16 protein-coding genes are annotated in these 13,563 nt (G+C 53.4%); 11 read left to right on the top strand and 5 right to left on the bottom strand.

Going from position 1 to position 13,563, the window contains the following annotated elements; translation table 11 throughout:
* The first annotated feature begins 28 nt into the window (after nucleotides 1-28).
* Complete coding sequence (locus RGW60_RS04825; protein ID WP_322202649.1) at nucleotides 29-1,312, top strand: FAD-binding oxidoreductase; 1,284 nt, start codon at nucleotides 29-31, stop codon at nucleotides 1,310-1,312.
* Between the two features lie 52 nt (nucleotides 1,313-1,364).
* Here RGW60_RS04825 and RGW60_RS04820 read toward each other — a convergent pair whose 3' ends face one another.
* Together RGW60_RS04820 and RGW60_RS04815 are read right to left on the bottom strand one after the other, a co-directional pair.
* Nucleotides 1,365-1,988 carry a peptidase C39 family protein gene (locus RGW60_RS04820; protein WP_322202647.1) on the bottom strand — a complete coding sequence of 208 codons (624 nt, stop codon included), beginning with the start codon at nucleotides 1,986-1,988 and terminating at the stop codon, nucleotides 1,365-1,367.
* 472 nt (nucleotides 1,989-2,460) lie between these two features.
* The gene (locus RGW60_RS04815; protein ID WP_322202645.1) at nucleotides 2,461-3,189 is read right to left on the bottom strand and encodes a TerC family protein; all 729 of its coding nucleotides are present in this window, start codon (nucleotides 3,187-3,189) and stop codon (nucleotides 2,461-2,463) included.
* A gap of 155 nt (nucleotides 3,190-3,344) precedes the next feature.
* Here RGW60_RS04815 and nhaR point away from each other — a divergent pair, with 155 nt between their 5' ends.
* On the top strand, nucleotides 3,345-4,247 hold the full coding sequence (gene nhaR, locus RGW60_RS04810) for a transcriptional activator NhaR (protein ID WP_322202643.1): 903 nt from the start codon (nucleotides 3,345-3,347) through the stop codon (nucleotides 4,245-4,247).
* Here nhaR and RGW60_RS04805 read toward each other — a convergent pair.
* Together RGW60_RS04805 and RGW60_RS04800 are read right to left on the bottom strand one after the other, a co-directional pair.
* The gene (locus tag RGW60_RS04805; RefSeq protein ID WP_322202641.1) at nucleotides 4,244-5,398 is read right to left on the bottom strand and encodes an MFS transporter; all 1,155 of its coding nucleotides are present in this window, start codon (nucleotides 5,396-5,398) and stop codon (nucleotides 4,244-4,246) included. The two genes, nhaR and RGW60_RS04805, sit on opposite strands and share 4 nt — an antisense overlap.
* 185 nt (nucleotides 5,399-5,583) lie before the next feature.
* The gene (locus tag RGW60_RS04800) at nucleotides 5,584-6,093 is read right to left on the bottom strand and encodes a DUF1993 domain-containing protein (RefSeq protein ID WP_322202639.1); all 510 of its coding nucleotides are present in this window, start codon (nucleotides 6,091-6,093) and stop codon (nucleotides 5,584-5,586) included.
* Between the two features lie 115 nt (nucleotides 6,094-6,208).
* Between RGW60_RS04800 and RGW60_RS04795 the strand changes: the two genes are divergently transcribed.
* The 4 genes from RGW60_RS04795 (at nucleotide 6,209) to RGW60_RS04780 (ending at nucleotide 8,138) form a co-directional block, all read left to right on the top strand.
* Nucleotides 6,209-6,868: a YceH family protein gene (locus tag RGW60_RS04795; protein ID WP_322202637.1), complete on the top strand. Its 660-nt coding sequence runs from the start codon at nucleotides 6,209-6,211 to the stop codon at nucleotides 6,866-6,868.
* A gap of 190 nt (nucleotides 6,869-7,058) precedes the next feature.
* Entirely contained in the window at nucleotides 7,059-7,409 is a 351-nt protein-coding gene (locus RGW60_RS04790; RefSeq protein ID WP_322202635.1) for a hypothetical protein, read from the top strand.
* Between the two features lie 223 nt (nucleotides 7,410-7,632).
* Nucleotides 7,633-7,827 carry a hypothetical protein gene (locus RGW60_RS04785; RefSeq protein ID WP_322202633.1) on the top strand — a complete coding sequence of 65 codons (195 nt, stop codon included), beginning with the start codon at nucleotides 7,633-7,635 and terminating at the stop codon, nucleotides 7,825-7,827.
* A gap of 128 nt (nucleotides 7,828-7,955) precedes the next feature.
* Nucleotides 7,956-8,138 (top strand): hypothetical protein, encoded by a 183-nt coding sequence (locus RGW60_RS04780; RefSeq protein ID WP_322202631.1) that lies wholly within the window; start codon nucleotides 7,956-7,958, stop codon nucleotides 8,136-8,138.
* Nucleotides 8,139-8,259: 121 nt separating this feature from the next.
* Here the strand turns inward: RGW60_RS04780 and RGW60_RS04775 are convergent, their stop codons facing one another.
* A complete protein-coding gene (locus RGW60_RS04775) occupies nucleotides 8,260-8,820 on the bottom strand; it encodes a hypothetical protein (RefSeq protein WP_322202629.1) in 561 nt (186 codons plus the stop codon).
* A gap of 258 nt (nucleotides 8,821-9,078) precedes the next feature.
* On the opposite strand from RGW60_RS04775, the gene pbpG reads away from it, so the two are divergent.
* The 5 genes from pbpG (at nucleotide 9,079) to RGW60_RS04750 (ending at nucleotide 13,549) form a co-directional block, all read left to right on the top strand.
* The gene (gene pbpG / locus RGW60_RS04770) at nucleotides 9,079-10,014 is read left to right on the top strand and encodes a D-alanyl-D-alanine endopeptidase (RefSeq protein WP_407074065.1); all 936 of its coding nucleotides are present in this window, start codon (nucleotides 9,079-9,081) and stop codon (nucleotides 10,012-10,014) included.
* Between the two features lie 296 nt (nucleotides 10,015-10,310).
* Nucleotides 10,311-10,769, top strand: coding sequence for a DUF2214 family protein (locus tag RGW60_RS04765; protein WP_322202625.1), 459 nt, complete (start codon nucleotides 10,311-10,313; stop codon nucleotides 10,767-10,769).
* Between the two features lie 54 nt (nucleotides 10,770-10,823).
* Complete coding sequence (locus RGW60_RS04760) at nucleotides 10,824-11,243, top strand: DUF3010 family protein (protein ID WP_322202623.1); 420 nt, start codon at nucleotides 10,824-10,826, stop codon at nucleotides 11,241-11,243.
* A 195-nt stretch (nucleotides 11,244-11,438) separates the two neighbouring features.
* Nucleotides 11,439-12,659 carry a putative DNA modification/repair radical SAM protein gene (locus RGW60_RS04755; RefSeq protein WP_322202621.1) on the top strand — a complete coding sequence of 407 codons (1,221 nt, stop codon included), beginning with the start codon at nucleotides 11,439-11,441 and terminating at the stop codon, nucleotides 12,657-12,659.
* Complete coding sequence (locus tag RGW60_RS04750; RefSeq protein WP_322202619.1) at nucleotides 12,656-13,549, top strand: TIGR03915 family putative DNA repair protein; 894 nt, start codon at nucleotides 12,656-12,658, stop codon at nucleotides 13,547-13,549. The genes RGW60_RS04755 and RGW60_RS04750 overlap by 4 nt, the downstream gene beginning before the upstream one ends.
* Nucleotides 13,550-13,563 lie beyond the last annotated feature (14 nt).

Here is a 13,563-nt window from a genome sequence, read left to right as displayed (position 1 = left end):
GTAAAAAATATAAAACAGAGGTTGCAGGATGACGAACACTCCTTATCCACAGTCTTATTACGCCGCATCGGCAAACGCCGCGCCTGTGCGTCCTCGCCTGGAGGGAGATGTAGAGACCGATATCTGCATCATTGGCGCCGGGTACACCGGGCTTTCCAGTGCGCTGTTTCTTCTGGAGCATGGTTTCCGGGTTACCGTTTTGGAGGCTGCCAAAGTTGGCTTCGGTGCGTCAGGGCGCAACGGCGGCCAAATTGTTAACAGCTACAGCCGTGACATCGATGTGATCGAACGCACGGTGGGGCCCAAGCAGGCTCAGTTACTCGGGCAGATGGCGTTTGAGGGCGGTGCGATAATTCGCGAGCGGGTGGCCCAGTACCAGATAGATTGCGATCTAAAAGACGGCAGCGTATTTGCGGCAGTCACTGATAAGCAAATGGCGCATCTGAAGGGGCAGCAAAAACTCTGGGAGCGCTACGGGCATACTCAGCTGGAGTTGATGGACAAACGCCGCATCGGTCAAGTTATCGGTAGTGAGCTGTACGTCGGTGGCCTGCTTGATATGAGCGGCGGGCATATCCACCCCCTCAATTTGGCCTTGGGCGAGGCGGCGGCAGTTGAATCATTGGGGGGTGTCATTCACGAACAATCAGCGGCAATTCGGATCGAACGCGGTCCGCAACCTGCCGTTCATACTGAGCAAGGTAGGGTCCGGGCACGTTTTATCATCGTCGCGGGTAACGCCTATTTGGGCAATCTGGTGCCAGAGTTGGCAGCCAAATCGATGCCTTGCGCAAGTCAGGTGATTACCACCGAGCCCCTAAGCGCCGAGCTGGCCCAGAGTTTATTGCCGCAGGACTATTGCGTTGAAGACTGTAATTATTTGTTGGACTATTACCGCCTCTCTGCCGATAAACGCCTGATTTTCGGCGGTGGTGTCTCGTATGGCGCTCGGGACCCGAGGAACATTGAAGCGATTATCCGGCCCAAGATGTTGAAAGCTTTTGCGCAGCTCAAGGACGTTAAGATTGATTACACATGGACCGGAAACTTCCTGCTGACCCTATCGCGCTTGCCCCAAGTCGGGCGAATCGGCGACAACATTTACTATTCCCAGGGTTGTAGCGGCCACGGGGTGACATACACCCACCTTGCCGGCAAGGTGTTGGCTGAAGCGTTGCGCGGTCAAGCGGAAAGGTTCGATGCCTTTGCTGGATTGCCTCACTATCCGTTTCCAGGCGGGCAATTATTACGCACTCCCCTTACAGCCTTAGGCGCGTTGTATTACTCGCTGCGAGACAAGTTGGGAGTTTAAACCGCACAAAAAAACGGCGCTCAGTGCGCCGCTTTCTAAAAGCGAGAAATGACTATTGAGCCTTTAACGCCTTGGTCGCTTCGCCCGCTGCTTGTTCTTGCCCAGCCTGCGATAACGCTTTTGCCGCGTTCAACCAACGTTGCTGATCGACCTGTGCCGGGAGCTGCCGTGGCCCTTGGATCAGCACCGCCCAGTGACCGGCGTCGTTCCAGGCCGATGTGAAGCTGCTGAAACTCATCAACAGTCGACGGTCCATGCCCGCGTGCAGCAATACCGTCTGCTTATTGCGGTTGTAGCCAATTAACAAGGCGTATCGAGGTTTAGACCACCAGGCGGAACCTTCAGTTATACGTAGCATGACCGGGAATCCGGCGGACACTTGAGCCAGTAGCGCGTCTAATTCGCCGTCCAGCGGATACACAACAAAACCATATTCCCGCGCCAGGTTTTGCATGTTGCGCTCAAGGTTGGCCTCACCTCCCGGTAACTGCAGCGGTTTATCCAACAGCCCAGGGGTAATAATTACACCTTGCTGCGACAACATGGCGGCCAGAGTTCCCGGCCCGCTTTGATAGACATTGCCCTTGAAGAAAGGCACCGAGTTAAGCTCGACCCTATCGGGCAACCGCTTCATCGCCGGTGTCACGCCGCTGGCGCAGGCTGTCAAGGACAGCATAAAAACCAATACCAGACTAACGCGACGGGAGGGATTGGCATGAAATTGAGGTAAAACCGGCAAAATGTTCACTCGCTTAAAAACTAGCGCCGGGCAACTCGCGACCCCGCTTGGACACTGATCATAGGATGCTCACTGTCTGGGGTATAGCTCGATTTGCGCCCATTTTCTCCTTGGATAGACCAAATCAGTCATACGCCTAAGACCATTGGTCAACAGACAGAAACATTGCTTGTTCTAGACTGTCGATTAGTTAGACGCAGACCGTCACCACATCGGGGGATGTATGAGCCTGGGAATGACAATCGTAATGCTGGTTGCAGCATGGTTAGCTATCGCATCTGCCATGCTATGGGGGTTGATGCGAGTTTCTCGCCACCATCATCCTCGCGCCAAACCCGCGTCCGTGAAAAAATCCTCCACCGCGACTAGTCATCCCATTACCTCGCATTAGTTCGCGGCCCTGTTCAGTTCACTTCTTTGCTTTACGCGACAGCATGTTCAGACCCTCGATCACCGCCGAGAACATCATGGCGGCATAAATGTAGCCTTTGGGTATGTGCATGCCAAAGCCGTCGGCAATCAACGTCATACCAATCATGATCAAGAAGCCTAAAGCCAGCATCACAATGGTCGGGTTGTCGTTGATGAATTTTGCCAGCGGTTCGGAAGCAACCAGCATCACAACCACCGCAGCGATTACAGCAATCATCATGATCGGTAAATGCTCGGTCATGCCCACAGCGGTGATGATGCTGTCGATGGAAAAAACCATATCCAGTAACAATATTTGCCCAATAGCGGCAGCGAAGCCAAGCGTTACTCCCGGACTGCTGACTGCTTCATCGTCGGTTTTGTGAGCGACGCTGTGGTGGATTTCAGTTGTAGCTTTCCATAGCAAAAACAAGCCGCCCGCAATCAGGATCATGTCTTTCCAAGAAAAAACCTGGCCGAACACCTCAATCACCGGCGCAGTTAGCCGCACGATGTACGCGGCAGTACTGAGCAATGCCAAGCGCAGAATCAACGCCATACTGATCCCGATGCGCCGTGTTCTGGCGCGTTGATGTTCGGGTAATTTGTTGGTCAGAATCGAGATAAAAATCAGGTTATCGATACCTAATACGATTTCCATCACCACCAATGTTGCCAGCGCAATCCAAGCGGTGGGACTAGAAGCCAGTTGTAAAAGATATTCCATGTATGAGAACCCTGATTCAGCCTAAAACATTGATTGAGGTGCCCGGATGCCTCGACTCAAGGCGTAACAACAGCGCGCATTCTAGGAAAAGTGACACATCAGTAAAATTCGTATTTTCACCGCGTATACTTCGGTTTTTACGAATCGGCTATCTCATGCTCAATTACCGACAATTGCATTACTTTTGGGTAGTGGCGAAAACTGGCAGCGTAGTGCGCGCTTCAGAGCAACTGAATCTGACTGCCCAGACGATCAGCGGGCAGATTAGCTTGCTCGAACAGACCTATGGCATGGATTTGTTTCGAAGGGTGGGTCGGCAGTTAGAGTTAACCGAGGCCGGGCGCCTCGCCCTGCCCTACGCCGAACAAATGTTTCAGCTCGGCGGGGAACTGGAAGCCCTACTTCGCGCTCAGCCGGATGAGCAACAGATACTGTTTCGTATAGGTGTTGCAGACGTGGTGCCCAAATCAATCGTGTACCGGCTGATTGCACCCACGATGGAGTTGACAGAGCCCATTCGCATTACTTGCCGCGAAGACACGCTTGATCGTTTGCTGGCTGACTTGGCTATTCAGCGCCTCGACTTGGTCATTTCCGACAGCCCAATGCCTTCGCACCTGGACATTAAAGGCTACAGCCAAAAACTGGGCGAGTGCGGCATCAGTTTTTTCGCAACTAAAGCGCTAGCCGAGCACTATGGCACCGACTTTCCCACATGCTTGCAAGGCGCACCGCTATTGGTGCCAGGACAAGAGACGGTGGTTCGCAGTCGCCTGATGCGCTGGTTCGCCGAGCAAAACATTCGCCCGCGCATTGTGGGTGAGTTCGATGACAGCGCCCTGATGAAAGCCTTCGGCAAATCCGGCAGCGGCATTTTCATCGCACCGAGCGTGATCGCAGACGAGGTTAAGTCTCAATACGGCGTGGAGTTGATTGGCCACACCGACGCGGTGACCGAGTCTTTTTATGCGATTTCCGTTGAGCGCAAAGTGAAACACCCCGGCATTGTCGCCATAACCGAAAGTGCTCGACGCGAGCTATTTACTGCGCCCGGCTAAGCACAGACCGGCACCGGTTTGAAGAACATCATCCACGACGCCAATAGGATCGACACCACGATAATCCCGGCGGCAGCGAACCCCAGACTGCCAAGCCCGAGATGGTCAATCACACGACCGCCGATGATCGCCCCTAAGCCGATACCCAAATTGGCCCCGGCAATATTTAACGACGCTGCAAAGGCTGGCGCCTGGGGCGCGGCCTTCATCAGCCGTACATGGCTGACCAAAAACAACGCTGCTTGAGTAATGCCCCAAACCCCCAAGGCCAAGGCCAGGCCCAGGATTGAATGCATGCTCGGCACAACGGCCACCATGCCAGTGACCATGAATACGCTAAACACCAGACTGGCAATCAACGGGTGATGATCCACCATGCGCCCGCCCAGGGAATTGCCTAGCAGGCCCACAGCGCCGAAGCCCATCAGGCACCAACCCACCACTGTGCCGTTGAAACCGGCCAACCGTTCGAGCATGTCCGCCAAGTAGGTGTACGCCGTGAACATGCCGCTGAACACCAGCACCGACAACAACACATGCCCGAGCATCAATGGACTGCGCAGAATCTTGAACTGAGTCCACAAGGACGCTGGCGCGACGTGTTTATGGGTGACGGGTAGGTAAATCAACAGCAGAAGCGCCTTGGCAAACGCCACCACCGCCAAGATCGCGAATGCGCTGCGCCAGCCAAATGCATCGGAGATCAAAGTGCCTACCGGAATGCCAAACACCGTCGCACAGACGATACCGAACCCGATCTTGGCGATGGCGCGTCCGGCGTATTCCGGGCCAACAATATCGACAGCCGTTTCGCTCGCTAGCGCCCAGAATACCGGTAACCCCAACGCGGGAATCAACCGAGCACAGGCCATAACCCCAATGTTGGGCGCCAGCGCCGCCAGCACGTTCGAAAGGCTGAACATGATCAGAATGATGACGAACAGCCGCTTGCGCTCAAAACGCGAAAAGTAAGCGGTCAGAAAAGGCCCGAAAGCGGCCACAGTGAACGCAAACAACGTTACCAACAGGCCCGCTTGCGAGACACTGACATCCAAATCACGCGCGATGGCAGGCAATAGGCCAACAATGATGAACTCTGTGGTCAGCACGGTAAAACCGGCAGCAGACAACAGCAGAATAGGGAACAACATGAACACTCCAGAACGGCGACACGGATCATTCAGCAGCGAAGATCTGTAGGGTACGCAGGGGAAAACGAATAGTAACAGAGTGTCGCGCGGCTAAAACCGTGCAATAAAAAACCGCTGCATGAATGGCTCAGGCAGCGGTTTGGCGCTAGCGATGCAGCCTGTTCAACGAATCAGTACAAAACCAATCAATACGAACCCATATAGTCGCGCTTGCCGACTTCAACGCCGTTGTGGCGAAGGATCGCGTAGGCCGTGGTGATGTGGAAAAAGAACTGCGGCAGGCCATAACCCAACAGGTAGGTTTGGGCGTCGAAGCGCTTTTCTTTTGGCGTTCCGGGGCGAGTGATGATTTCGCGATCTTCCTGACCGTTAATTTGCTCAGGTTCTATAGTGGCAATGAACGCGAGGGTCTTTGCAATCAAGGCATGCAGCTCGGCAAAGGTTTTTTCCGAGTCGTCAAACTTCGGTGCGTCAATGCCAGCCAGACGAGACGAGACGCCTTTGGCGAAATCCACAGCGATTTGCACTTGGCGAACCAGCTGGAACATATCCGGAAACAAGCGCGCTTGCAGCAGCGCGTCAGGCTCGATGGATTTGGTGGTGACATGCGCGTCAGCCTTGGCCAGAACGTCGCTCAACGCGGAAAGCATTTGCTTGAAAACCGGGATGGAAGTTGCGTACAGGGAGATAGTCATGGCAGGTCCTGGGTTTAAGGTAAGTGATTATAGTCATGGAGGGCCGCGAAGCGGCTTGTCTTTTGTATCGCCGAGCCCCTAGGCTAGTGGCCTTTGAACGCCTAGGGAACGCACCATGTCTACTGAGCCTGTATCCACCGACTCTGCCGATAAGCTGCAACTAAACAGTGCGGAGATCCGCATCCTAGGCTGCCTCATTGAAAAGAAGGCCACTAACCCCGAGACCTATCCCCTCACGCTCAACGCTGTGGTAACCGCTTGTAACCAGAAAACCAGCCGTGAACCGGTAATGAATCTGACCCCGGGCCAAGTCGGCCAAAGCCTTCGAGCCCTTGAAGGTCAAGGGCTGACTCGGTTAGTGATGGGCAGCCGAGCCGACCGCTGGGAGCACCGGGTCGACAGAGCCTTGGAACTGGTACCGGCTCAAGTAACGCTTAGCGGATTATTGTTCTTGCGGGGTCCGCAAACCGTCAATGAACTGATGACACGCAGCAACCGCATGCATGAATTCGAAGACGTGGAACAAGTCGTCCATCAGCTGGAACGCTTGATCGCCCGTGGATTGGCCGTGCTGCTGCCGCGTCAATCCGGCCAGCGAGAAGATCGTTACGTGCATACGCTGGGTGACCCTGATGATATCGACACAATTCTTGCAGCGCGAAGCAACCAGCCTGAACGGTCGGGAGGTGGAAACATTCCTGCTTTCGCAGAACGGTTTGATGAATTGGAAGCGCGGATAGCCGCCTTGGAAGAGCGCTTGTCGAAACTGGAATAACTAAGCGGCTTGTCGACTTCCGATTGCTAACCTCTGTGGGAGCGCGATAATAGCCGTCAGGCACACTTACACAATATTTACTCACGCGTTTCGCAGATTACTACGAAACCACTGTCTTAGAAGTATCCCGTGGCAGTGCTTGAGAGTAATGCAAGCTCGCGACAACGGGATTGAAAGTCGAGGAATAGTCATGATTCGTCAAATCCCCAAGGTTGCCCTGTTAATAGGTGCCCTCGCTATCGCTACCCAGGCGTCAGCCCATGGTGGTGGTGGTTGGGGTCCGGGTCTTGCGGTAGGCGCAGTTGTTGGTGCTGTAGTGGGTAGCGTCGTCGCCTCTCAACCGCGGACTGTCTATGTCCAACCACAACCGGTTTATGCGCCGCAGCCGGTTTATTACGAAGCTCCACCGCCTCGGGTCTACTACCAACCGGTCGTTATAGAGCGTGGCCCTGGTTATTATCGCCCTGAATATTACAGTCCACCCCGCGGGTATTATGGTCATCCGCATGGTTATTACGGCCGTGGCTACGACCGCGACTAACGGCTCTGTTTCTGACCCCGCCCCTCAAAGGGCGGGGCTTTTTTTGCGTCCAAATTTACTTGATGGAGGTCGTTGCCAAGACAGCGCGTAGACAGGAGTCAGTCATTATTCTAATCGTGCAGTGAATTCTGAACCGGTCAAAAAAGTCACACATTACGGTTCAAGTCAGTGGTTCATTAAGACCAATGATCTTTCACCTTCAATAACAATAAGGACTTCCCATATGCCTACCCAGCACCCCTACCGCGCGGCGGGTTTGTGCACATCGAACAAAGTGTATTGCGCACTCACCGAACTTAAGAGCCTCGAAGGTCACCGCAACGCAAAATTCTTGTCATTGCTTGCACAAAATCTGGTGGAAAAAGGGATCATCAGCGAACACGAAGTCATGAACATGCTCGATCAAGTGGTCGATTGATCGACCTTGCGACGTCTGTTGGTTTAAATGAAAGATGTCTTTACCGTCAATGTTGACTATCAAGAGCGGTGATTATCGCTCCCAGCGATGGCGCCGTAGAGTAGCCCCATAGATTGATGGAGGCACTTATGAACCAGGTCCAAATTATGTCAGTCATTGGCAGCGCAGTACCCGCCTCGCTGAGAGAGCTTGGTTTGCTAGTCTGCTGGTACTTGGTGCAGAACGGTGAGCCCATCTACGGTCCTTTTAAATCACTGACAGCAGCGCAAGCGTTGTCAGCCAAGTTTGAAGCACACCGACTGAGCGCCTGAGAGGTTTGTCGTTCCAAACCGGTTTTCAACGATTACGTTGCCCCCTGTATCGTGCGTTGCTCCGCACATCCCTTACCCGCATCCCTGATGCGGGTTTTTTTTGCGTAAAAAAGCACCCTTATCAGAGCCGCTCCGCCATCGTTGCGTTAACTTGAGTCTTATGCACCAACTTCTGCAAACGCTTGTCCAGGTTCATCAACACCCCACGATCCGCCCGACCACTTTCAAGCTCATCAACCAATTCGTTGACCACTTGCCGCAGTTCGTGAGCAATCACCACGCGGTCATCGTTTAAATCTTGCTTGTGAGACTCAAACAAGCGATGCAAGTAGTCCTGAAGGGTGTGTTGCAGCCGATGCCGATCCGTTGCCCGCAAGTGAACCAAATTGACGTTGATCTTTATTAATAACTCGGTTAATTCGGCGCACAGGTATTGCATCCGACGTGAAAAGCCTATTTCGCGCTCACGCATTTGTATGTGCTCCGTGCCCGCGTGCTGCTTTTTCTGAATCGCCGGGACAGTGATGGCCATCATTAAACCAACAATGAGGCCAATGGCCTGAATCCAGCCAGCCCAGTCAGTGGTTTTTTGAAAAGCGCCAATCCCGAGCAAAAGTACCGCAACCACCGCCGCGACTGTCACCAGTACTACGTAATCCTTGCTGATAAGCCCCTTGGGCATAGCCTGACTCCTGAATCGTTGAGATCACGTTGGTACCAATGGCGAAGGATGCTAATCGCTGCGCTCTTCAGACACCACGGATATTGCTAATCCGTTCGGCAATTGTAGATTTTTCGTCTATAAAAGCGCATAGCTGCTTTTAAGTACTGTTGAACTCACAACACATATCGACAGCGCAAGGAGCTGCTCATAAACTGCAACGGATTTTATTGAAAACCCCGTGCTAAACGGCATATCCATTATTAGTGAGCCTTGCTCGTGAAAATTCGTCATTCTATTCTGAGCCTATTATTTGTATGTACAGGCGCCGCACTCTGCCACAGTGCTTCAGCAAACGAACCCGCTCCATTTGAACGCGATCCATCACAACTTCATCTGGCTTCCGGAAGCGCCATGGTGGTCGACTTGAAAACCAACAAAGTGCTGTTTGCCAACAATCCTGATGTGGTCGTACCTATCGCTTCAGTCACCAAATTGATGACGGCAATGGTAGTGCTTGATGCCAAGCTGCCCATGAATGAAATGATTCCGGTGTCCATTGTCGATACCAAGGAAATGAAAGGTGTGTTTTCTCGCGTCAAACTTGGCAGCGAGCTTGACCGCAAAAACATGCTGTTAATCGCGTTGATGTCATCGGAAAATCGTGCCGCAGCGAGCTTGGCCCACAGCTATCCAGGTGGCTACAACGCCTTTATCATCGCGATGAACGCCAAAGCCAAATCCTTGGGCATGAAGCACACGGTCTATGTAGAGCCTACCGGGTTATCGGTCTATAACGTTTCCACTGCGCGCGACCTCAGCAAGTTAGCACTCGCCGCGCGTCAATATCCGATGTTGAGTGAACTGAGCACTACTCCCGATAAAACCGTCACGTTCCACAAACCGACTTACAGCCTGGTGTTCAACAACACCGATCATCTGATTAAAAAATCCAATTGGGACATTAAACTCACCAAAACCGGGTTCACCAATCAAGCCGGCCACTGCTTAGTGTTGCTGACAACCATGGCCAATCGTCAGGTATCCGTCGTGATTTTGGACGCCTTCGGCAAATACACTCATTTCGCCGACGCGGGCCGTATGCGCAGGTGGATGGAAACGGGCAAAAGCGGTCCGGCCCCTCAGGTTGCGGTACTGTACAAAGACGAAAAAAACCTCAGCATGCAACAGATCGGAATTCAGGCCAAAGAATAGTTGTCTTACCACCTGACTAGCGCTGCCTCTGAAGGTGGGGCGCTACGTACTGCGCACCCGTCTGGCCTTCAGGGCGGTCCTGCATACAGACGTCGGGCATCTATCTTTGAACAGTGGTTACACGGATCAAGCAAAGGATGAACTTTCAAACGGTTTGATTTGTCATCCAACAGCGTCGGAAAATCTATGCTTGGTGGGACTTGGATCGGGCAAAAACTTACACGGTGAGCTACTACTCAGTTACCCACTCTTCGAGGGGTGATGTACTTTTTGTTAATGAATGGAGTTGAAAAACCATGCTCTTCAAATGGTTCCTGGCAACATTGCATCTCTTGGCATATGGGGTTGCACTCGGGGCAGTACTGAGTCGCGGGCGTTCTCTACGGCGCTTGAGCAGGACCAACCCGTCTAAGCTTCGGGACGTATTTGTGGCGGATAATTTCTGGGGTATCGCTGCTGCAACGCTCCTTGTGACGGGAGCTTTACGTGCTTTCGGGGGATTTGAAAAAGGCACGTTCTACTATCTTCACCAACCGTTATTTCATCTGAAAATGGCTGCCTTTGTGGCGATAATCTTGCTGGAAATCGCACCGATGGTGGCGCTGATCAAATGGCGTAACGCGTTTAAAGTGGGCGCGCACATCGATACCCACCGAGCGATGCTCTACTCGAGGATCAGCCACATCCAAGTGGGGCTGATCATTGTTATCCTCGTCGCCGCGTCCGGCATGGCACGTGGGATTTTTATCAGTTAGCCATTGCGGGAGAAAGAGAAGAAAATAGCGGCCTTCTCTTCGAGCAGTCCCCACATGAAAATTTGCGGCATTGAAATCAAAGGCAGCGAAGCGATTTTCGCTGTCGCTATATTGCGCGACAACACCCTCGAACACCTGCCTCTGTCTACCAAAAAAATTGCCCTTGAGGACGATGAAGAGTCATCGAACGTGAAAGCATTTGCAGGGCTGGTCAAAGCGTTCATTCGTGACAATGGCATTGAGCACCTGGCAATCAAGAAGCGCAGCAAAAAAGGCGAATTCGCGGGTGGTCCCACCACGTTCAAAATCGAAGGCATTTTGCAGTTGCTAGATCAGTGCACCGTGACCTTGGTATCACCGCAGACGGTCAGTTCGCAGCATAAGAAACACGACTTCAAGCTCGCTGCGTCGTTGAACAAATACCAGCATGAATCCTACAAAACCGCTTGTTCGGCTTTAATGAAAGCGCCCTGAACGGAAGCCTCCCGTCGTGTTGTGATCTGCCCGAGAAGGCGCCGAACTTTTGACTCCCAGTGACTGCTAAGGCCGCAGGCAAGCAGGTCCTGGAACGCGACGCATCAGACGATCGGTATCTATCCCTCCCCTTGCGCCCCTTGAGGGATATGTCGCGACCTTGTACTGTATATAAAACCAGTATAAGAGCCCATCATGCATCTCATCGAAAAGTTGAGCATCCTTGCTGACGCTGCCAAGTACGATGCTTCTTGTGCCAGCAGCGGCGCGCCCAAGCGCAGTTCGCAGGGCAAGTCCGGGCTCGGAGCCACCAATGGCATGGGCATCTGCCACAGCTATACGCCAGATGGCCGTTGTGTCTCGCTGCTGAAAATCCTGCTAACCAATTTCTGCTTGTACGACTGTCAATACTGCGTCAACCGCCGTTCCAGTGATGTACCCCGTGCTCGTTTCACCCCCGAGGAAGTGGTGACGTTGACCCTGGACTTTTACCGACGCAACTGCGTGAGCGGTTTATTCTTGAGTTCCGGAATAATTCGCTCAGCGGACTACACCATGGAACAGTTGATTCGGGTCGCCAAGTTGCTGCGCGAAGAGCACGAGTTTCGTGGATACATTCACCTGAAGACTATCCCCGACGCCGATCCATTATTGATCGAAGAAGCCGGGCGGTATGCGGATCGGTTAAGCGTCAACATTGAATTACCCACCGATCTGGGCCTTAAGGCCTTGGCACCGGAAAAAGACGTTGAGTCGATTAAGCGCGCCATGCAGACGATCTATACCGGCGAACAAACGGTGCGCAATGAACCGCGCGCACCACGTTTCGCTCCTGCCGGGCAAAGCACGCAGATGATTGTCGGAGCCGATGACACGGACGACAGAACAATCCTGCACAGTGCTGAGTCGCTTTACGGCAACTTCCGCCTGCGTCGCGTTTATTACTCAGCATTCAGTCCAATACCCAACAGCCCTAAGAGCGTGCCGTTGGCCGCCCCACCGCTGATGCGCGAACACCGTTTGTATCAGGCTGACTTTTTGCTACGTGCTTACGGTTTCACCGCCGGCGAACTTTTTCAAGGGCCCGGCGATCTAGCGTTGGACATCGACCCAAAGTTGGCATGGGCGTTGGCTAACCGTGAGGTCTTTCCACTGGACTTGAACCGGGCTGAGCCCGCGATGATCGCGCGCATCCCAGGCATCGGGATTCGCACCACCAAACGCCTGGTAGAGCTTCGTCGCCAGCGTCGCATTCGTTACGAAGACCTCGCCCGCCTGCGCTGTGTGCTGGCCAAAGCCAAGCCCTTTTTTATCACCTGCGATTACCATCCCAGCCAGGCCGATAGCAGCAGCCAGTCGTTGCGTCAGCAATTGCAGGATCGGCCACAACCTCAACAAATGGGCTTGTGGGGATGATCAGCCTCGATTGCGACGATGTGTTCAGCACATGGCGACGGCAAGCCCGCTGGTTGCTCAGCCATCAAATCGATCCCGCCCGCGTCAGTTGGGCGCTGCACAGCGCAGCCGATCTTTTTGCCACCGATGAACCGATTCCTGAGCATCAAGGCCCCTTTCTGGCGCGTATCCCCTTGGCGTTGATCGGGCTCTTGGAAAACGCCGCGCGCTACCGTGGCGAGCAGCGCTGGAGCTTGCTGTATGAAGTTTTATGGCGGGTCAGTCACGGGGATCGAACGGCAATGTTAGCGGGCGATAAATTGGGCAGCGAATTACATCGTCGGATTAAAACAGTTGAGCGAGAAGCGCACCACCTGCATGCATTTTTGCGTTTTGTCGCCGTGCCGTATCAGGTTGATAGGGACGACAATCCCGTAAGTCCGTTATCCATTGAACCCGTTGAACTACCTGAGTACGTTGCTTGGCACGAACCGGCACATGACATCTTGCACAGCGCCAGTACGCATTTTGTCGGTCGAATGGGACAACAGCGCTGGATGATTGCAACGCCACAGGACGGAGTTTATTTCGATGGCCAGCAGTTGATTCGCCACCGATGCTGCCCGCTTGGGTGGCAGCATTTGGCGCAAAACATCGACGATCCCAGCGGCGACTTATGGCTGACGTATTACAGCCATATCTTCAACCCGGCGCGCTTGAATCCTAAAGTCTTGCAGGGGCATCTGCCTGTGCGCTTCTGGAAAAATCTGCCTGAAGGTCACTTAATACCTGCGCTAATCAGCGAGGCTCGTAACGGCAAGCAAAGGGATGGGCAAGCCACTAATATCGCCTCCAAACCCGGGAAAATAATTTCCCTGGCAATCGATAAGTGCATCCCGCGGCAATCCTAGCGACGCATTACAAC

The organism is Pseudomonas sp. AB6 (genome assembly GCF_034314105.1).
GTDB lineage: Bacteria > Pseudomonadota > Gammaproteobacteria > Pseudomonadales > Pseudomonadaceae > Aquipseudomonas.
This window is presented reverse-complemented; position numbering and strand designations above follow the sequence as displayed.

Coding starts and splice junctions, on each gene's coding strand:
- RGW60_RS04825 (WP_322202649.1), top strand. CDS start 29: ATGACGAACACTCCTTATCCACAGTCTTATTACGCCGCATCGGCAAAC.
- RGW60_RS04755 (WP_322202621.1), top strand. CDS start 11,439: ATGCATCTCATCGAAAAGTTGAGCATCCTTGCTGACGCTGCCAAGTAC.
- RGW60_RS04750 (WP_322202619.1), top strand. CDS start 12,656: ATGATCAGCCTCGATTGCGACGATGTGTTCAGCACATGGCGACGGCAA.
- RGW60_RS04800 (WP_322202639.1), bottom strand. CDS start 6,093: ATGACTATCTCCCTGTACGCAACTTCCATCCCGGTTTTCAAGCAAATG.
- RGW60_RS04820 (WP_322202647.1), bottom strand. CDS start 1,988: ATGCTGTCCTTGACAGCCTGCGCCAGCGGCGTGACACCGGCGATGAAG.
- RGW60_RS04775 (WP_322202629.1), bottom strand. CDS start 8,820: ATGCCCAAGGGGCTTATCAGCAAGGATTACGTAGTACTGGTGACAGTC.
- RGW60_RS04790 (WP_322202635.1), top strand. CDS start 7,059: ATGATTCGTCAAATCCCCAAGGTTGCCCTGTTAATAGGTGCCCTCGCT.
- RGW60_RS04780 (WP_322202631.1), top strand. CDS start 7,956: ATGAACCAGGTCCAAATTATGTCAGTCATTGGCAGCGCAGTACCCGCC.
- RGW60_RS04785 (WP_322202633.1), top strand. CDS start 7,633: ATGCCTACCCAGCACCCCTACCGCGCGGCGGGTTTGTGCACATCGAAC.
- RGW60_RS04765 (WP_322202625.1), top strand. CDS start 10,311: ATGCTCTTCAAATGGTTCCTGGCAACATTGCATCTCTTGGCATATGGG.
- RGW60_RS04760 (WP_322202623.1), top strand. CDS start 10,824: ATGAAAATTTGCGGCATTGAAATCAAAGGCAGCGAAGCGATTTTCGCT.
- RGW60_RS04795 (WP_322202637.1), top strand. CDS start 6,209: ATGTCTACTGAGCCTGTATCCACCGACTCTGCCGATAAGCTGCAACTA.
- nhaR (WP_322202643.1), top strand. CDS start 3,345: ATGCTCAATTACCGACAATTGCATTACTTTTGGGTAGTGGCGAAAACT.
- RGW60_RS04805 (WP_322202641.1), bottom strand. CDS start 5,398: ATGTTGTTCCCTATTCTGCTGTTGTCTGCTGCCGGTTTTACCGTGCTG.
- RGW60_RS04815 (WP_322202645.1), bottom strand. CDS start 3,189: ATGGAATATCTTTTACAACTGGCTTCTAGTCCCACCGCTTGGATTGCG.